Source organism: Comamonas sp. 4034 (genome assembly GCF_050434545.1).
Classification (GTDB): domain Bacteria; phylum Pseudomonadota; class Gammaproteobacteria; order Burkholderiales; family Burkholderiaceae_C; genus Comamonas; species Comamonas odontotermitis.
The window spans coordinates 21,590-40,645 of sequence record NZ_JBNDIT010000012.1 but is presented as its reverse complement, the minus strand read 5'-3'; the positions used below and the strand labels follow the sequence as shown (position 1 = coordinate 40,645).

Below are 19,056 nucleotides of genomic sequence, written 5' to 3'. Positions count from 1 at the left end.
CTTAGAGGAAAATAGGCTGTTGGCGCACGTCTATCAAGCGCCAATAGCTATTGAATTTGTAGTTCAGGAATTTCGATGATTGTAGGCGCCGGCCAGGGCGCGCAGCACGGCGCGCACTGGTGAGGCATCGGCCTGCACCAGTTTGAGCGGTAGCGCAATCAGTTCATAGTCGCCCTCGGGCACGGCATCGAGCACCAGGTTTTCGAGCACGCGCATGTCGTGGCGGCGAATGGTCTGGTGGCTGGGCAGCGCCTTGCTGTCCGCCGGATCGATGCTGGCCGTGTCGATGCCGATCAGGCGCACTCCGCGAGCAGCCAGGCGTTCGACGGTATCGGCTGCGTATCCGGTGAGTGCTGCATCCCAGCGGGTTTGCGGCATCTGCTGGTAGGTGCGCACCAGCACGCGCTCGGGCAGGTCGTCGCTGATGGCGTGCTCCAGATGGCACCACTCGATCAGCGCGCCGCAATCCATCGCGTGGATCACCCGGCAGCGGCCCAGGTAAGGCGCCAGATCCACATGGCCGATGGTGGCGCCATCAGGGGCGTAGTGCAAGGGCGCATCGGCATGCGCGCCCGCGTGGGGCGTGCTGGTGATGCTTGCCACATTGACCGGGCAACCCGGCCCGATGGTGGCCACCCATTCCTGCTGGTAGGGCGTATCACCAGGGAAAACCGGCATGCCCACATAGACAGGCGGCGAGATGTCCCATAGCTGCAGAGCGGTGGTGGGTGTGTTTGGCATAGGTATGCAATGTATCAGCGCTGGCGGTACCAGATCTGGTAGACGGCAGCCAGCACCAGCAGCATGGGCACGCCGATCACCGCTGTCATGTGAAACACGTCGGTGAAATAGGTGGTGACGATGACGGCCAGCATCAATACGGCGCCGAGCAGCGTCAACACCGGAAAGCCCCACATGCGAAACTGCAGACGCTCGCCCGGGTGCTCGCGCTGCCAGCGCGAGCGGAAGAACAGGTGCGTGACGAACACCATGAACCACGCAAACATGGCGCCGAACATCGAGATCGACATCATCAGCGTGAGCGATTCCTCGGGCTTGAGCACATTGAGCACCATGGCTACCGCCATGCCCAGGCAGGAGACGGCAATTGCACCCATCGGCACGCCACGGCTGTTGACGCGGCCAAGCGCCGCTGGCGCATAGCCGCCGCGCGAGAGGCTGAACATCATGCGCGAGGTGACGTAGAGCTGCGCATTCATCGCCGACAGGCTGGCCACCAGCACCACAAAATTGAGCACGCTGGGTGCGCCCGGGATGCCGACGATCTCCATCACCTTGACGAAGGGACTCTTGTCGGTGCTGGCATGGCTCCACGGCACGATGGCCAGCATCAGCGCCAGCGACAGCAGGTAGAACAGCACCAGGCGCAGCACCGTGGTCTTGAAGGCGGAGGTCACTGCCTGGCGCGGGTTCTGGGCCTCACCTGCGGCAATCGCAATCGATTCCAGGCTGAGGTAGCTGAAGATGGCCACGATCACCCCCACCCAGGTGCCCCACCAACCGTTGGGAAAGAAGCCGCCATCGGCCGTGTAGTTGGAAAACCCGACACCTGCCGGGCGCGAGCCGAACACCACGTAGGCGCCGATCAGGATGAAGGCCACGATGGCCACCACCTTGACCATCGAGAACACATACTCCATCTGCCCGAACGCCTTGACGCTGGTGGCATTGACCGCCGCCAGGACGACCGAGAACAGCGCCACCCACACCCACTGCTCCACATCGGGAAACCAGTACTTCATGTACTTGCCGACCGCAGTTACCTCCATGCCCACGGCCAGCACCACGGCGGCCCAGTAGGCATAGCGCACCACAAAGCCAGCCATGGGGCTGATGTAGTGCTCGGCATAGGCACCAAAGGAGCCGCTCGTGGGGTGCGCCACGGTCATCTCGGCCAGGCACCCCATCAACAGCAGGCCGATGAGCGCGCCAATCGCATAGCTGATGAGAACGCTCGGCCCGGCAAAGCCGATGGCGAAAGCGCTGCCCATGAAAAGCCCCGTACCGATGGCACCGCCAATGGCGATCATGGTCATTTGGGCGGCGGTGAGCTGCTGTAAAAGCCCGCGCTCGCGGCGAGCAATGGATTCAAAAGGGGACACGGGAATGGGCCTGAGTGAGGGGCCGGAGCGGCATTGGTAGCTGCTGGCGCATGGAAGGGAAAGCGGCGATTTTAGGTTTTGTGGGAAATCCATGTTGGCTGTTTGCTGCTTGGACTGCTTTTAATTTTGCAAGTAGCTGTTGGCCGGGACTCGCCCCGGCGGGTGAGGCACTTTCTTGTCTCGCAACAAGAAAGTACCCAAAGAAATGCGCCCTGTGCTCCTCGGCGCAGGCAGAAGGGGTGAGAGCCGAGCGCAGCGATGGCCCGCGTGGATGTTTGGCTGTCGGGTTGCCCCCTTTTGCATGCGCCTGTGGCGTGGTGTTTGCGGGGTGGCGCTGGCACCGCAGAGTGCCAGCGCTTCGTGATCTGACTTGCCGCATCTGTATGAACGAAGCGCGGAGCGCGCAGTGAGTTATGCGGCACACCCCGCAAATGCCGCGACACAGGTTGCCCGAAGGCGAAGCCGCAGGGACGCAGGCAGCAGGGCGGCCTTCTTTTGGGTACTTTTCTTGGCCGACAAGAAAAGTGCCTCGCGCGCCGGGGCGAAATCCGGCCAGCAGCAAACAGCCATAGCTTAAAAGCAGGCTACAAGTTCCAAATCCAGGAGCCTCAGCGCGCCCCCACAATCACATCCCAACTGAGCCCAAATTTCTGCAAATACTTGCGCAACCGATCCGCATCATTCACCACGCTCCGCTGCGCCCGCGAGGCTTGAAAAAGTTGGCGTCCAGCATCCGACAAGCTGCTGGCACCGCGGCAAACACGTACGACAGACGCCAGCTGCATCCGGTCAAACAGATCCATCGCAGCAATCGCATCGGCGGGCAATACATCCTCCAGCGCCACCTCTGCAGGGTCATCATTCGATGGCTGCAGCGCATCGGGCCGCTGCCACAACCACTGCAACCGGCCAATCTCGGCCTCAACCTGATCCTCGGTGATACGGCCACTGTGAGACGAGGTTGCCAGGCGTGTTACGCTGGCGTGCAGGTCGCGGAAGTTGCCGCTCCACAAGGCCGCCGGGCTTTGCGCAAACTGCAGATAGCGCTTGCGTGCCTCGGCGTTGAAGCGCTCGGTGCGGTGGGTCTGCTGCGCGTGCAGGGCCAGCAGGTGGTCGATATTGGGTTCGATGTCTTCAGCGCGCTGGGCCAGGCCGGGCAGGTTGTAGGTCCACAGGTTGATGCGGGCAAACAGGTCTTCGCGAAACCGGCCAGCGCTCACTTCCAGCCGCAGATCGCGATTGGTGCCGGCAATCAGCTGAAAGTCACTGTTCACCTCGCGGTCCGACCCCATGGGGTAGAAGCGCTTTTCCTCAATCGCCATCAGCAGCATGGCTTGCTCGTCCGCGCCCAGCTCGCCGATTTCGTCGAGAAAGAGAACGCCATGGTCGGCGGTGCGCAGCAGGCCGGCACGCTCGGTAGCGGCGCCGGTGAAGGCGCCTTTTTTGTGGCCAAACAGCGTGCTGGCGGCGCTGTCGCCGCGCAAGGTGGCGCAGTTCACTTCCACAAAGGCGCCGCTCACCTGGTGGCGCGCCTTCTTCAGTTCATACATGCGCCGCGCAAGGAACGACTTGCCCGCGCCGGTGGGTCCCACCAGCAGCATGGGTGCCTGCGAGCGGCCCGCCACCTGTTCGATCTCTTCGATCAGCCGGTTGAAACGCTGGTTGCGTGTGGCGATATGGCTTTTGAGAAAGGCCACGCCGTCTTCGCTGGCCCGTGCGTGGCGCGTGGCAATGGCGTCGTAGCGCGACAGATCCAGATCGATGAGCGTGTAGTTGCCCGCAGCGCCATCCACCTGGCGCTTGGGGGGCGAGGCCTGCAGGATGACTCCCGGCATGGCGCGTGATTCGGCCAGCAGGAACAGGCAGATCTGCGCCACATGCGTACCGGTGGTGATGTTGAGCCAGTATTGCGTGGAATCGCTATCAAATTGATAGCTTTGAGCCCAGTCATAAAGGGCGCCATATACCTGCTGAAAATCCCAGGGATCATGAATGGGCAGCTCCACCAGATGCACCTCGGTCTCGGGGCTCACAGCCGCGATATCAGCCTGCACCAGCCGTGCCAGGTCGATATGCGATCGCGTATACAGCAACTCCATTCGCGCCACCACCATGTCTTCATGCTGTGTGATCGCGACCGACGGGCGCCACTTGCTCCAGCGGCCGGCGCCGCGCCCGCTGTCCAGCTGGGTACCCAGAAAGCCGATGACGGTGATGGATTTCATGTTGCGATGGGGTGCTAATGCTGATAAACAATTCTAAAGTAGCTATCTAAATAGATAAATTTCTATGGTTGAGAAAACGGTGTCAGGATGGTTTGAAAAATTAATTTCTTTAAAAATCATTTTGTTATGATTTTCAAAGGCACAAATTCAAAAGCTGGCATGCTTCTGGCAATAAGAATGGCAAGCGCTGTGTGGCGTGAGTCGGGGAAAGCAAGGCAGGGTCCTTGCTTTCCCGCCGGGCCAGGGCCCGCAATGAACCAGACAAACAAGAAAAAGGAAACACCATGACCTACCAACAAATGCAAGTGCCCAACGGTGTGCCGATCAAGATGTGGACCAACGGCGTGCCCGTGGAGCCAGAGGCCCAAAACCAGCTGGCCAACATCTCGCGTCTGCCCGTCGTGTTCAAGCACGTGGCGGTGATGCCCGATGTGCACCTGGGTATCGGCGCCACCATTGGTTCGGTGGTACCCACCATCAAGGCCATCATTCCGGCGGCCGTCGGCGTGGACCTGGGATGCGGAATGATGGCCTGCAAGACCACGCTGACCGCGAGCGACCTGCCGGACAACCTGGCACCCATTCGCGCTGCCATCGAGCGTGCCGTGCCCGTGGGCATGACGCCCAAGCGCTACGGCCGCGACAAGGGGAGCTGGGAGACGCCGCCTGAGGAAACCGATGTCGCCTGGACGGTTCTCGTCAAGGAGTTCGAGGAAATCTGCGAGGTGCACCCGCGCATCAAGAACACCAACAACTACAAGCACCTGGGAACGCTGGGTACCGGCAACCACTTCATTGAAGTGTGCCTGGATGAAAACCAGTCGGTGTGGATCATGCTGCATTCGGGTTCGCGCGGGGTGGGTAACGCCATCGGCACCCACTTCATCGAGCTGGCGAAAAAGGATGCCGAGCTGCACCAGCGCAACCTGCCTGACCAGGATCTGGCGTACTTCGAAGAAGGCGCAGCCTACTTTGGTGACTATGTGAAGGCGGTCGGTTGGGCGCAGAAGTTTGCGCGCGCCAACCGCGAGGTGATGATGATCCGCGTGATCAACGCGCTCAAGAAGGTGATCACCAAGCCGTTCGAAACGCACTTGGAAGCGGTGAACTGCCACCACAACTACGTGCAACGCGAAACGCACTTTGGCGAAGAGGTGTTTGTAACCCGCAAGGGCGCGGTGAGTGCGCGGGCCGGTGAGCTGGGCATCATTCCCGGAAGCATGGGCGCCAAGAGCTTCATCGTGCGTGGAAAGGGGAACCCCGAAAGCTTCAACAGCTGCAGCCATGGTGCGGGCCGCACCATGAGCCGTAACAAGGCCAAGAAGTTATTCACCGTGGAAGACCAGGTGCGAGCCACCGAAGGCGTGGAATGCCGTAAGGACGCCGACGTGATCGACGAGATCCCGATGGCCTACAAGGATATCGACGCGGTGATGGCTGCACAGAACGACCTGGTGGAAGTGGTGTACACGCTCAAACAGGTGGTGTGTGTGAAGGGGTGAGGGCCAGGGTCGTGCTGCCGCTTTTTGTGATGAAAGGCGGCAGCTTCAGCGCTGGCTGCCGCTCAGCCGTGGGATGCGTCTCGTCTGAACCTCTTCTGTAAATTTGATCTCGCTATATCTATATATTTGGTGGCTGTGTGCGTTTCAGGAATAAACGCTGGAGGTTGTTTGATGTGCGAAGAAAGAGAACTGCTGCATTCTGCGCACCCCGTGGGGGCGTCCATGCGCATCGAGGTATTGGAGAGCTTGCGCCGTATAGAAGCGGAACACAAGGTGACCGTATTGTTTGCCTGCGAATCCGGCAGCCGTGGCTGGGGTTTTGCCTCGCCTGACAGCGACTACGACGTGCGATTCATCTACGTTCACCGGCTGCCCTGGTACTTGACGGTGGCACCGGGCCGAGACGTTATCGAGCTGCCGATCAGCGGTGAGCTGGATGTGAACGGCTGGGATTTGCGCAAGGCGCTTGCGTTGCTGCGCGAATCCAACCCCACGCTACTGGAGTGGCTGGGCTCGCCCATCGTCTATCGGGAGGAGGCAGATGTCATGGACCGCTTCCGCAGGTTGGCGCAGCGCGTGTTTTCCAACGCCAAAGGCTGGCATCACTATGCCAGCATGGCCAAGAAGAACTTTCGCGAACATCTGCAAGCGGATGAGGTGCGCTACAAGAAGTACTTGTACGTGCTGCGTCCCTTGTTGGCTGCACGCTGGATTCGTGCCCGGCCAGGTGTGCCGCCCATGCGCTTTGCGGAACTGGCCCAGCACACCCTGGATGCCACCCGCGACGCAACGCTGATTGCTGAAATCAACGCATTGCTGGAAGTCAAGATGCGTGCGGGCGAAGCAGCCACCAGTCCACGCTGGCCCGGAATTCATGCCTTCATCGAGACCGAGCTGGCGCGCAATGCGGCTGAGCCCGTGCAGCCTGTGCCAATGGCAGGACATGCCGATCTGGATGCATTGCTGCACGATACGGTATTGCACTTTGACCCCCGCTGCAATGACCGCAGTTGATGTACGAGGCGCATTGCTACGCACCTGGCTACGCAGGGCTCTGGAATGGAGCCTTGCAATTTTAGAGAGGCCTGCCTGCTGGGCAATTTGGCCCCAAGCAGATACCAAGAGAAAAGAACAAGAACGATGTCAACAATAAGTACCGAATGGAAGGCGGCAGGCCGGGACGTGTTGCGGATTGAGCCGCAAGTCGAAATCGACGGCTCGCAAGGCGAAGGCGGTGGCCAAATTCTGCGCACAGCGCTGGCGCTGTCGGTGATCACGCAAAGGCCGCTGGCGGTGCGCAACATCCGCGCAAAGCGCCCCAAGCCTGGTCTGATGCGCCAGCACCTGGCCTGCGTGCACGCAGCGCAGGCGATCAGTGATGCCCAGGTGTCACCCGTGGCGGTAGGCGCTACCGAGCTGCATTTTGCGCCACGCGCGCTCCGGGCGGGCGAGTACGAGTTTCCCATTTCGGGTGCGGGCAGCTCCATGCTGGTGCTGCAGACGGTATTGCCCGCGCTGTTGCTGGCGCAGAGCGAGAGCGTGGTGTGCTTGTCGGGCGGTACGCACAACCCGATGGCGCCGAACTACCACTTTGTAGAGCGCGCTTTTGCGCCGCTGGTGGTACGGTTGGGCGCGCGGGTCGATATGGAGTTGCGCCGCTTTGGCTTCTATCCCGCCGGCGGCGGTGAGGTGCAGGTGCGCATCGTGCCTGCAGTTGGTGCGCTTCAGCCTTTTGATCTGCTGGCGCGGGGCGATCTGCAGCATGTGGTGGCGGAGGCCGTGTGCGCCGCAGTGCCCAAGGCGGTTGCCACACGGGAGTTGGATGAACTGGCGCGTCTGACAGGCTGGGATCGTAGCGCCATGCAGCAACTGCCCGCCCGTCAGCATGAAGGCCCTGGCAATATTCTGCTGGCCACCCTGTATTACACGCACGTCACGGAGCTGTTCAGCTGTCTGGGCGCGCACGGCGTGTCGTCGGAGGCGGTAGCACGTAAGCTGTGCCAGCAGATGCGCGATTATCAGAAGAAGCCCGAGGCGGCGGTGGGCGCACACCTGGCTGACCAACTGGTGCTGCTGCTGGCGCTGGCGGTATGGCAAAGCGGAAAGCGCGCGGCCTTCAGCTGCAGCGAGGTGACAGAGCATCTGCGCAGCAACATGGACGTGATCCAGCAGTTCTTGCCGTTGCGCATTTCCATCGAAACGGCATCGGCACCGGTGGTGCATATCGCTCCGGTGTAAAGCCTTTGCAGGAGCAACAGCGATAAAAAAGCGGTCTAGTACAGACCGCTTTCCAGTGCAGGCAGACCGTGCCTTTGGCGCACCCGGTTGCAGGCCTCGCTGCCTGCTGCAAATTCGCGGCAGGGCGAGGGACGCCATTCGTAGATGCCGCAAGCGGCCTGTTCGCCCACCGTGCCCGTCAGTGCTGCACAGCGTGGCCGTGCGTAGTCGGTACCGCGCATGCGGCAGATGGAATCATTGATCTCGTCCGCCAGGCTCGCTGGTACACGCCCACCATGGATCTCCGATTCATAGACCGAAAAATCGACACGAAAACTGGCGCAGCAGGCGCCACAGGTAAGGCAAGGGTGGGACATGGGTTTTGTGACAAAGCGAGAAAAGCCCGAGCTAGCGTGACCATGGTGATTGCATGCACCTCGCTTGATATGGCATAAGCCTATCTATGCAATCAATAAAGGAGTTTGTATGGCGCTACGTTCTATTTTGCCATTTCGACTGGGTGCTGTAGTCGCGGCTGCGTTGCTGGCGACTGCGTGTGGTGGCGGTGGTTCTGACAGTGCCCATCAAAGCAATCCCAATCCATTGGTCGCGGATACCGCTTTTGGAGAGGGCGGCAATGTCCGTATTGCTTTGGGAACTTTTAACGGAGCATTGAGCGCTATCGTCGAGCAGCCCGATGGCAAGTTGATTGCCGCGGGGTATCGCAAGCTGGGGCCGTCAGTGGTAGAGCAGTACCCCTTTGGGGTTCGGCCCAAGAGTGCGGTGTTTGTGAATCGGTATCTTGAGAATGGGCAGCTGGATTCCAGTTTTGGAAGTGGCGGAACCGTCGACATTTCTGTTCGGGGCGCAGATATATCACCATATCTGAAGGTGATGGAGGATGGTGAAATCTATGTATCCATTAATGCGTCTCGGCCATGCAACTATGAATATGCAGGCAGTCTTCGGCTGATGTGTACTGTTGATGGGGTGCGCGAAGATTCGAAAACGGTATGGGTGAAATTGAAAAGCTCTGGGGAACTGGATGCAGGCCCCGCTGGTGATGGCTTGAATCCCGCACAGTTACCCGAAGCGATTCGTGTGCTCGCTAACCAGGTAACGGGGCAGCGATTGGCTCTGGAGAATGGAAAATACCTCGTTTTGCAATCCAATACCAATGCGGTGGGGCAGATATATAGCTGGAGCCTGATGCGCTATTTGGCAGATGGATCTGTGGACAGCCAGTTTGGCACCAATGGTGTAGTGCATTCGCGTTGCCAGACCAATCAAGGCCGCGTGGTTGCGGACAGGCAAGGCAATATTTGGGTTGTTTCAGCTGTCAGCGCCAACTATTCCCAGCCTTCTGCCGACATAGGGCTTTGTACCGAAAAAATCAGCGAGTCAGGCTTGCCGAGCGTGAGTGCGCCCAATCCGATAAGGACGGCGTTGGGTGCCAACGTGTCTGTTCACGATGCAAAGCTGACGGATGATGAGGCATTGATGGTGGTATTGGGAACAAGCAATGCAGGCAGCTATGGGCTGAAGGCGCTGAAGTACCAGACAGATGGAAATCTGGTGGATAACTATGGCATTCGAGGGATTGCCGATCTGCAAGGATTGCGTGCAGACCAAATGGCAGGAGTTGGCGTTCGTATAGTGGATGGTTCCGGGGCGATGGCCGGAGTGGCCCCCGGACAGCGCTCTTCCAATAGCAACTATGACCGCCCGAATCTTTGGGCGCAGTGGTTGACAGACGGAACACTCAATAGGCGCTTTGGAAATGACGGGATATTGACCATGGGAGATGTGCCTGATTTTTCCATCCGTGCTGTGGCCCTGGTAGACCGTCGTAAGCGTTGGCTGATGCAGACCACGACTTCGGCAAGTGCCCACATCGATTCAGAAGGTTGGGTGACCTTGACGCGTCTGGTTGGCGATAGCCATTAGCGTGGTAAAAAAGCCCCCTGCAAACTTGCAGAGGGCTTTTTCCAGGCGAGTAGATTATTTAACGGCTGCAGCCGCCTCCTTCACCCAGCCATCAAACCTGGCCTGGTTCTTCTTGATCCAGCTGTCCACATGGCGGTCGATGTCGGCGGTCTTGTTCTCGCCATTGCGCATCAGCAGATTCTGGGCGGTGATGTCTTCAATAGGCACTTGCATAATGGCAAACAGCTTGGCTGCCGCAGGGTTGGCATCGGTCCATTTCTTGTTGGCCAGGATGTACTGGTTGTTCACCTTGAAGCCATAGTTCTTGCCGTTGGGCAGGCGGGTGTCGTCATCGCCCTGGGCGCCAGGGATGTTGGGCACCTGCAGCCATACCACGTCCTTGCCCGGCTGGAGCACCCCGTTGACCCAGTAGGGCGTCCACACATAGTAGAGCACCGGTTTGCCGGACTGGTAGCGCGCAATGGTGTCAGCAATCAGGGCGGCGTAGTTGCCTTGCCTGTGGGTGACGCTGCCTTCCAGACCCAGGCCCTTGAGGTGTTTGTTGATGGCCAGCTCGCAACCCCAGCCGGGATTGCAGCCGGTCAGGTCTGCCTTGCCGTCGCCATCGGTGTCAAACAGCTTGGCGATCTTGGGATCCTTGAGCTGCATGATGTCGGTGATCTTGTATTTGTCAGCCGTGGCTTTGTCGATCAGATAGCCCTGCGCCGCATTGGTGGAGAACACGCCTTCGCGGTAGAACACCTTGGCGCCGCCGTTGCGGTCGTAAAAGCTCTGGTGCAGCGGAATCCAGTGGTTGGCCATGAAGGTGGCATCGCCCTGGGCCACCACCACGTGTTCGGTGCCGTTTTCAAGACCCTTGGGAGCCTTGACGCTGTAGCCCAGCTTTTCGAGTGCGCGCGAAACGATCAGGGTCTGGAACATTTCTTCATCGACGGTGCCCAGGAGCGGGAGGGCGTCCACGCCCTTGCCCGGTAGATTCTGTGCCTGGGCATGGGCAGTCGTGCTCAGCAGCAAGGCAGCGACGATGCCTGTCAGGGCGGTGCGGCGGGTGTTGTGTTGGTTCATGGTTCTCCTTGGATGAATGTTGCCCTTGGCGAGCTGATGCAGGCCATTCGAACCCAGTGGCCTGGGCCCGGTGGGCATGAAAAAGCGGCACACACGGTGCCGCTCGGAAGCGAAGAATTATTTGGAGGTGGCTGCTGCCTTGGCCTGTTCGATCCAGCCGTCAAAGAGCTGCTGGTGGGCCTTGATCCAGCCATCGGCATGGCGCTCGATATCGGCAGGCTTGTTCTGGCCGTCCTTCATCGCCAGGTTCTGCGCGTTGATGTCGGCCACGGGCAGCTTCATGAGGGAAAACAGCTTGGCCGCCGCGGGGTTGGCGTCGGTAAAGCGTTTGTTGGCAACGATCTTCTGCGTGTTCAGCGGAAAGCCGTAGTTCTTGCCATTGGGCAGTGCCGTCTTGGTTTGCGCCTGATCACCCGGCAGCGCGGTAAAGGGTACCTGCAGCCAGACCACGTCGCGGCCTGGGCGCAGCTCGGCGCTCACCCAGTATGGCGTCCAGGTGTAGTAGAGGATAGGCTTGCCCGATTTGTAGCGCGTGATGGTGTCGGCCATCAGCGCCGCGTAGGCTCCCTGTACGTGGGTGACGGTGTCGCGCAGCTTGTAGGCTGAGAGTTGGTGCTCGATGGCGCCTTCACAGCCCCAGCCGGGCGTGCAGCCGGTCAGATCGGCCTTGCCATCGCCATTGGTGTCGAACAGCGCCGCAATCTTGGGATCCTTGAGCTGTTCGATATTGGTGATGTTGTGGGCATCGGCGGTTTTCTTGTCGATCAGGTAACCCTGCACGGCGCTGGTGGAGTACTCGCCTTCTCGGTAGAGCTTGGCGGCGCCTCCTGCGTTCTTGTAGAACTCGGCATGCAGCGGATCCCAGTGGTCGGCCATGAAGGTGGCATCGCCGTTGGCAATGGCCACGTGGGCGGTGGCGTACTCCACTTCGCGGATGGGCTGCACGTCATAACCCAGTTTCTGGAGTGCCTTGCTTACCAGCAGGGTCTGAAAGGTCTCTTCGGTAATCGAGCTTTGCAGCGGCTGCACCTGAACGCCTTTGCCTGGCAATTCCTGTGCCTGAGCACCGGTGCCTGCGGCCAGGCCCATGGCAAGCAGGCTGCTGGTGAGGATGGTGCGGGTGTTGCGCAGCGCTGTTGTGAGGGGAGAGTGTTGAAACATGATGCTCCTTTTTTAATAGCTGCCTGCGCTTTATAGAAAAGCGCAGGCGGTGGTTTTTATAAATGAGTGGAATGTGTGCTCAGTGCGCAGCCGCTGGCTGGGGCTGGTGCGTGCCCTGTGTTGCGTTTGCAGGTGCAACTGGTGCAACCGCTTCCGTCTTGCGCAGGCTGCGTGCCACCAGGCCGACGGGGCCCGTCTGCCACCAGTGGCGCACGCCACGTCGGGGCTGGCCCATGGCCTGGGTAATGCGGTCGAGCAGGATGGCCAGCAGCACGATGCCCAGGCCGCCCACGGTGGCCAGGCCCATGTCCAGGCGGCCAATTCCGCGCAGCACCATCTGGCCCAGGCCCCCTACTGCAATCATCGAGGCGATCACCACCATCGACAGCGACAGCATCAGCGCCTGGTTGATACCGGCCATGATCGATGGCATGGCGAGCGGCAGCTGTACCTTCCACAGCAGCTGCATTGGCGAGGCGCCATAGGCGCGGCTGGCCTCGATCAGATCGGGCCGCACCTGGCGGATGCCGAGGTTGGTCAAGCGGACGAGCGGCGGCAGCGCAAATACGATGGTGACCACCACGCCAGGCACGTTGCCAATGCCAAACAGCATCACCACGGGTACCAGGTAGACGAAGGCGGGGGTGGTCTGCATGGCGTCCAGCACGGGGCGGAAGAACTTCTGCGCACGGTCGCTGCTTGCCAGCAGGATGCCCAGCGGCAAGCCAATGATGATGCAGAAGGCGAGCGAGGTCAGAACCAGCGACAGCGTGACCATGGCCTCATGCCAGATACCCAGCATGCCGACGATCAGCAGCGACACGATGGCCCCAATGGCCAGGGCGCCGCCGGCAAACTGCCATGCCACCAGGGACAGGATGGCAATCATCGCGACCATGGGAATGGCGGTGAGCAGGTGTTCCACGCCATTGAGCGTTCCGTCAATCGGTACGCGCACGGCCTGGAAGAAGGGGCGGAAATGCGCCACTACCCAGGTCAGGCCGCTGTTGATCCAGTCCTGCACCGGCAGGCTGCCGTCCCACAGCTGGTGTAGCGAAAAACCGCTGTCCTGCACCTGTTGCGCCGCCTGCACGGCGTGCGATGGGTCAGCCGCCTGCGCAGCGCCCGTGACGGCATTGGCAACTGCATCCGGGCCGCCAAGCCAGTCGGTATTGCCCGAGACTTCGCCTACGGCGACCCAGGGGTCACTGCTGGCACTGTTGGCGGTGGAGGCTGCTGCTCCAGCGGCATCGGCGGCCGGGCTGGCGGCGTTGCCGGTCCAGGGAGCTGCGGTTTCGGTGCTGGACATGGTGTCTGCCCACGGGTCGCTGGCAGTGTTCTGGGCGATGGTGATGGGGGCTTTACTCATGCGGCAATCCTGTTCTCGTTGTTGTGGGTTTCAGCGGTCGTGGCGGTGGCTACCTGCGCGGCAAGCACGGCAGGGTCGGTGGGCGGCACTGGAGGGGTGTCCCGATCCAGGAAGCGCAGCAAGGTGTTCTTGCTGATCACGCCGGCAAACCGGCCATCGGCTTGCAGGACGGGCAGCGGACAGGGGGCTTGCGCCACCTGGCCGAACAGATTGGCCACCAGCGCATCGGCGGCAATCGGTTCCACCTTGTCCAGGTAGGCGTTCTGCAGGCCCAGCGGGCCGACATGGCCTTGCAGCGCGCCGCGCAGCGAATCGGCGGACACCGTGCCCAGGTACTGCTTGCGGGGCGAGACGATGTAAGCGAAGTCGCGGTCTTCGTCCTGCAGCAGCTGCAACGCCGCGCGGGCACCGCGCTGGTCGCTCTCCTTGACGATGGTGATCGCGCGGCGTGCAATATCGCCTGCCTTGAACACGGCGGCTGCATCAACGCCCTGAATGAAGGCCCGCACATAGTCGTTGGCGGGGTTGCGCAGAATCTCGTCCGGTGTGCCCACCTGCTGTACCTGACCGTCCTTCATGATGGCGATGCGATCGCCAATGCGCATGGCCTCGTCCAGATCGTGCGAGATGAACACGATGGTGCGACGCTTGACCTCCTGCAGGCGCATCAGCTCGGACTGCATCTCGGTGCGGATGATGGGGTCGAGCGCGGAGAACGCCTCGTCCATCAGCAGGATGGCGGGGTCGGAGGCCAGTGCCCGGGCCAGGCCCACGCGCTGCTGCATGCCGCCCGAGAGCTCGTCCGGGTAGCTCGCGCCCCAGCCAGCCAGGCCTACCTGTTCCAGGGCCTGCTCGGCGGCGGCAAGGCGCTCCTGGCGTCCCACGCCAGCCAGCTCCAGGCCGAAGGCGGTGTTGTCCAGCACGGTCAGGTGCGGCATCAGCGCAAAGCTCTGGAACACCATGCTGATGTCCTTGCGGCGCAAGGCACGCAACTCGCGGTCGCCCAGTTTGTTGATGTCCTGGCCGTCGACCACGATGGCGCCACTGGTAGGTTCGATCAGGCGGTTGAGCATGCGTACCAGCGTGGACTTGCCCGAGCCTGACAGGCCCATGACGACAAAAGTCTCGCCGGCTTCGATGGTGAAGTTGGCATCAAACACGCCAATCGACTGGCCGGTCTGCTCCATCACTTCTTGCTTGCTGGCGCCCTTGCGCACAAGATCCAGCGCAAGCTTGGGGGAATCACCGAACACCTTGAACACATGCTCGATACGGATTTGTTTGGCCATAGAGGCACCTCCCTTGTCAGAAGCTGCTTGCGCCAGATTGCGCCAACGCACGGCCCCGTTCAGCGCGGGGGGCGATGGTGAAACAAAAGCAAATCCGTGATCTGCGATCTATGAAAAGGCGTAAGCGGCTTGTATGAAGTTGCACATTGCTGGGTGCGCGCAGCAGCGCGCGGACCCGGCACGGGACCGTGAAAGCCAAACCCTGATGCCGACAGCTCCGCCCGCCAGCGCAGATGGCGCCAGCTGGGCAAGCCCTCGTGGTGAGGGGCGGGACACATAGTGACCAACAATTTCTGCCTGTACCGGGCGTGCATGCCAGAAGCCAAAAGGCGCCAGTTGCGCTGCTTCAGGGTCGAGCCCGGGTACAGGGTCTCTCGTGCGCATTGGAAGAGGTCCGGTCAGGAGGACTTCCAATCACGCGAGCGTGGCGGGCACTGTACAAAGGCCACCACGCCGGGGCATCAGGGCCGGAAGCATTCCGGCCTTTAGACGGACTTCGGCATGGCGCCGAAGACCCGACGGAGACGATCCACGCTGACGTTGTTCAGCACGGATTACCTGCATTGCAGGTTGTAAAACATCGTTTTAGTATACGGATTTGAGATAAAGAAATCAAAGGATGATGGTTTCATCCGGGGTAATTCCGGTCCATTTCGGTGGTGGAGCGGTGCGTACGTTTTTCAGAACCGCTATCTTTTTTGTAGTTCTTTTTGACGCTATATGGTCGGATCGGCCGATACCGGGTGTTGTGAATTTTGTAACATTTAAAGAATAATTTCGTTACAAAAAAATCAAAATGTGGAACTGCCGAAACGCAATTTTTGGCGGTTGCCGGCGGATGGCCTAGCTTGCTCAGTCAAAGATGTCTTTTGCTGCAAATTGACAGCGCGTTGACGCAATTGGCTGCGTCGGCAGCAATGTGCCCGGCCTCTGGGCGCAAAAAAGCCCCGGCGGGCGGGGCTTTCGGGGCGTGGGCAATGTGGTGCAGTCGTTCAATGCCCGTCTTTCGCTCCATGGGTGTGGCCTGCTGCGGGGTGCAGGATGCGATCCGTCCAGGCGATGGCGAGGGCCGACAGCAGGAAGACCACATGGATGATGGTCTGCCACATCAGTACCTTCTCGCTGTAGTTGGCGGCGTTGATGAAGGTCTTGAGCAGATGGATAGAGCTGATGCCGATGATGGACAGGCCTAATTTGACCTTGAGCACCGATGCATTCACATGGCCCAGCCATTCGGGCTGGTCGGGATGGCGGTTGAGGTGCATGCGGCTCACAAAGGTTTCGTAGCCGCCCACGATCACCATGATGAGCAGGTTCGAGATCATCACCACATCGATCAGACCCAGCACCACCAGCATGATCACGGTTTCGTTGAGCGAGGTGATCTGCACATCGGGCGAATAGCCGACGGAGGTGACGAGGATGCGCAGCGCCTCCTGGTTGCCGAAAACGGCCTCCACCAGATGGAGCAACTCGACGAGGAAATGCCAGACATAGACCAGTTGGGCGGCGATGAGGCCCAGGTACAGCGGCAACTGTAACCAGCGGCTGGCAAAAATGATCGCTGGCAAGGGGCGCAGGGGAGCGTTTTCGGGAAGAGACATGGAGCGGTGGTTCGAAGTTGCGAATAACTTCCTTCGCCTGCCTGAACGGTGAAATGAATGGTTGTGGCAGCGGGCGGCGCGCAAGGCGCGAGTCTCGTGGCCTGGTACTGCCAGTCCATGCCCGCTGGGACATGCAGCAAAAGAGCGTCGCGCATTGTAGCGAGCGCGACGAGGCGGTGGCCAAGAAATGTGCTGCTTGCCCTCGGGAATGCAGGGGAGAACGTCGTCCGCGCGCATGAGAGGTGGTGCATTCCACCTGTACCAGGGAATGGGCATTTCTCTCATATGGAAAAGCGCTGATAGCTATCAAAAAATGAGCTAAATGCGAATAAACGAATCCTGCAGCGATTGCAGTGAAAGCCAAACTCCCGCGCAGTCACTGCTTGTCAGATGCTTGTAAGTGCGAGGGTCCACAGTAGCGGCGAGTTTCATACCTACAATGGTTACAAAGGAGACAAAGCAATGACCGCAAATTCCCAAGGAACGATTGAATCCGTATTGGTAGAAAACCGCGTGTTCCCGCCGCCTGCATCGGTGTCGGCCACGGCCCGTATCGGCAGCATGGATGCGTACCATGCGCTGTGCCAGGAGGCCGAGCAGGATTTTGAAGGCTTCTGGGCCAAGCGTGCCAAGGAGCATGTGCAGTGGACCAAGCCCTTCACCCAGGTGCTGGACCAGAGCAACCCGCCGTTCTTCAAGTGGTTCCATGATGGCGAGCTGAACGTCAGCGCCAACTGCCTGGACAGGCACATCGGCACGCCGGTCGAGCAAAAGACGGCCATCATTTTCGAAGCCGACGACGGTGCAGTCACCAAGGTCACTTACAAGGAGCTGCTGGCACGCGTGGGTGCGTTTGCCAATGCGCTCAAGGCCCAGGGCGTGCAAAAGGGCGACCGGGTGCTGATCTACATGCCGATGACGGTCGAAGGCATTGTGGCCATGCAGGCCTGTGCCCGCATTGGCGCCACGCACTCGGTGGTGTTTGGCGGCTTCTCGGCCAAGGCGGTGAACGAGCGCGTGATCGACGCGGGCGCCGTGGTCATCGTCACGGCCAACTACCAGATGCGTGGCGGCAAGGAATTGCCGCTCAAGGCGATTGTGGACGATGCGCTCGCCATGGGCAGCTGCGAATCGGTGAAAAAGGTGCTGGTGTTCGAGCGCACCGCATCGGCCTGGAACAAGGTGGAAGGCCGCGATGTGACCTTTGCCGAGGCGCTGGACGGCCAGAGCAGCGATTGCGCGCCCGTACCGGTGAATGCAGAGCACCCGCTCTTCATCCTTTACACCAGTGGCTCCACCGGCAAGCCCAAAGGGGTGCAGCATGCTTCGGGCGGCTATGTGCTGTGGGCGAAGATGACGATGGAGTGGACGTTCGATCTCAAACCATCTGACGTTTTCTGGTGCACGGCTGACATCGGCTGGATCACCGGCCACACCTATATCGCCTATGGCCCGCTTGCCGCAGGCGCTACCCAGGTGGTGTTCGAGGGTGTGCCTACCTACCCGGACGCAGGCCGTTTCTGGCAGATGATCGAGCGCCATGGCGTGAGCATCTTCTATACAGCGCCCACGGCGATCCGCTCGCTGATCAAGGCCGCCGATTCGGATGCAAAGGTACACCCCAGAAACTGGAATCTGGGCAGCCTGCGCATCCTCGGCTCGGTGGGCGAGCCCATCAACCCCGAAGCCTGGATGTGGTACTACAAGAACGTGGGTGGCGAGCGCTGCCCGATTGTCGATACCTTCTGGCAGACTGAAAACGGCGGCCATGTCATCACCCCGCTGCCTGGGGCGACGCCGCTGGTACCCGGCAGCTGCACCTTGCCGCTGCCCGGCATCATGGCCAAGATCGTGGATGAGACCGGCAAGGAACTGCCCAACGGCACGGGCGGCATTCTGGTCATCTCCAAACCCTGGCCGTCGATGATCCGCACGATCTGGAACGATCCCGAGCGCTTCAAAAAGGCCTATTTCCCTGAAGAGATGGGTGGCAGCATCTACTTGGCAGGTGATGGCGCTGTGCGCGATGCCAAGACGGGCTACTTCCGAATCACCGGCCGTATTGACGACGTGCTGAACGTGTCGGGCCACCGCATGGGCACCATGGAGATCGAATCGGCACTCGTCTCCAAAACCGATCTGGTGGCCGAGGCCGCCGTGGTGGGCCGCCCGGACGACATGACCGGCGAGGCCATCTGCGCCTTCGTGGTGCTCAAGCGCGCCCGCCCCACCGGCGAGGAGGCCAAGCAGATTGCCAAGGAACTGCGTGACTGGGTGGCCAAGGAGATCGGCCCCATTGCCAAGCCCAAGGACATTCGCTTCGGCGACAACCTGCCCAAGACCCGCAGCGGCAAGATCATGCGCCGCCTGCTGCGCTCCATTGCCAAGGGTGAAGCCATAACCCAAGACACCAGCACCCTGGAGAACCCGGCCATTCTGGATCAGTTGTCCGAGAACAACTAATCTATAAGGCAAGAAGTGGCGAAAGGCCTCCTTTTGAAAGAGGCCCCGTCAACTGCTCTCAAGCAGCCCGGCTTTTGCCGGGCTTTTTTGC

The 19,056-nt window shown here is 60.4% G+C and carries 14 protein-coding genes; 5 read left to right on the top strand and 9 right to left on the bottom strand.

The window, feature by feature from the left end:
- Positions 1-63: 63 nt before the first annotated feature.
- The 3 genes from kynB to rtcR form a co-directional block, all read right to left on the bottom strand.
- Entirely contained in the window at positions 64-741 is a 678-nt protein-coding gene (gene kynB / locus ABIE32_RS13910; RefSeq protein ID WP_429016998.1) for an arylformamidase, read from the bottom strand.
- Positions 742-755: 14 nt separating this feature from the next.
- Positions 756-2,123 (bottom strand): amino acid permease, encoded by a 1,368-nt coding sequence (locus ABIE32_RS13905; protein WP_224151683.1) that lies wholly within the window; start codon positions 2,121-2,123, stop codon positions 756-758.
- A gap of 608 nt (positions 2,124-2,731) precedes the next feature.
- A complete protein-coding gene (gene rtcR, locus ABIE32_RS13900; RefSeq protein ID WP_429016996.1) occupies positions 2,732-4,348 on the bottom strand; it encodes an RNA repair transcriptional activator RtcR in 1,617 nt (538 codons plus the stop codon).
- Positions 4,349-4,632: 284 nt separating this feature from the next.
- On the opposite strand from rtcR, the gene ABIE32_RS13895 reads away from it, so the two are divergent.
- The 3 genes from ABIE32_RS13895 to rtcA all read left to right on the top strand — a co-directional run bounded on the left by ABIE32_RS13895 (position 4,633) and on the right by rtcA (position 8,088).
- The gene (locus ABIE32_RS13895) at positions 4,633-5,850 is read left to right on the top strand and encodes an RtcB family protein (RefSeq protein ID WP_429016995.1); all 1,218 of its coding nucleotides are present in this window, start codon (positions 4,633-4,635) and stop codon (positions 5,848-5,850) included.
- A 171-nt stretch (positions 5,851-6,021) separates the two neighbouring features.
- Complete coding sequence (locus ABIE32_RS13890) at positions 6,022-6,864, top strand: nucleotidyltransferase domain-containing protein (protein WP_429016994.1); 843 nt, start codon at positions 6,022-6,024, stop codon at positions 6,862-6,864.
- A gap of 126 nt (positions 6,865-6,990) precedes the next feature.
- Positions 6,991-8,088: an RNA 3'-terminal phosphate cyclase gene (gene rtcA / locus ABIE32_RS13885; protein ID WP_429016993.1), complete on the top strand. Its 1,098-nt coding sequence runs from the start codon at positions 6,991-6,993 to the stop codon at positions 8,086-8,088.
- Between the two features lie 35 nt (positions 8,089-8,123).
- On the opposite strand, the gene ABIE32_RS13880 is transcribed toward rtcA, so the two are convergent.
- Positions 8,124-8,444: a YkgJ family cysteine cluster protein gene (locus tag ABIE32_RS13880; protein ID WP_429016992.1), complete on the bottom strand. Its 321-nt coding sequence runs from the start codon at positions 8,442-8,444 to the stop codon at positions 8,124-8,126.
- A gap of 109 nt (positions 8,445-8,553) precedes the next feature.
- Between ABIE32_RS13880 and ABIE32_RS13875 the strand changes: the two genes are divergently transcribed.
- Positions 8,554-10,014, top strand: a complete 1,461-nt coding sequence (locus tag ABIE32_RS13875) for a hypothetical protein (protein WP_429016990.1) — start codon at positions 8,554-8,556, stop codon at positions 10,012-10,014.
- A gap of 54 nt (positions 10,015-10,068) precedes the next feature.
- Here the strand turns inward: ABIE32_RS13875 and proX (ABIE32_RS13870) are convergent, their stop codons facing one another.
- The 5 genes from proX (ABIE32_RS13870) to ABIE32_RS13850 all read right to left on the bottom strand — a co-directional run bounded on the left by proX (ABIE32_RS13870) (position 10,069) and on the right by ABIE32_RS13850 (position 16,502).
- On the bottom strand, positions 10,069-11,079 hold the full coding sequence (proX, locus tag ABIE32_RS13870; RefSeq protein ID WP_429016988.1) for a glycine betaine/L-proline ABC transporter substrate-binding protein ProX: 1,011 nt from the start codon (positions 11,077-11,079) through the stop codon (positions 10,069-10,071).
- Between the two features lie 117 nt (positions 11,080-11,196).
- Positions 11,197-12,168 carry a glycine betaine/L-proline ABC transporter substrate-binding protein ProX gene (proX, locus tag ABIE32_RS13865; RefSeq protein ID WP_429017165.1) on the bottom strand — a complete coding sequence of 324 codons (972 nt, stop codon included), beginning with the start codon at positions 12,166-12,168 and terminating at the stop codon, positions 11,197-11,199.
- Positions 12,169-12,319: 151 nt separating this feature from the next.
- Positions 12,320-13,609, bottom strand: coding sequence for a glycine betaine/L-proline ABC transporter permease ProW (gene proW / locus ABIE32_RS13860; protein ID WP_429016986.1), 1,290 nt, complete (start codon positions 13,607-13,609; stop codon positions 12,320-12,322).
- On the bottom strand, positions 13,606-14,898 hold the full coding sequence (proV, locus tag ABIE32_RS13855) for a glycine betaine/L-proline ABC transporter ATP-binding protein ProV (protein WP_429016984.1): 1,293 nt from the start codon (positions 14,896-14,898) through the stop codon (positions 13,606-13,608). Before proV ends, proW begins: the two co-directional genes overlap by 4 nt.
- 992 nt (positions 14,899-15,890) lie before the next feature.
- Positions 15,891-16,502 carry a TIGR00645 family protein gene (locus ABIE32_RS13850; protein ID WP_224151699.1) on the bottom strand — a complete coding sequence of 204 codons (612 nt, stop codon included), beginning with the start codon at positions 16,500-16,502 and terminating at the stop codon, positions 15,891-15,893.
- A gap of 462 nt (positions 16,503-16,964) precedes the next feature.
- On the opposite strand from ABIE32_RS13850, the gene acs reads away from it, so the two are divergent.
- The gene (gene acs, locus ABIE32_RS13845) at positions 16,965-18,965 is read left to right on the top strand and encodes an acetate--CoA ligase (RefSeq protein ID WP_429016983.1); all 2,001 of its coding nucleotides are present in this window, start codon (positions 16,965-16,967) and stop codon (positions 18,963-18,965) included.
- Positions 18,966-19,056: the final 91 nt, after the last annotated feature.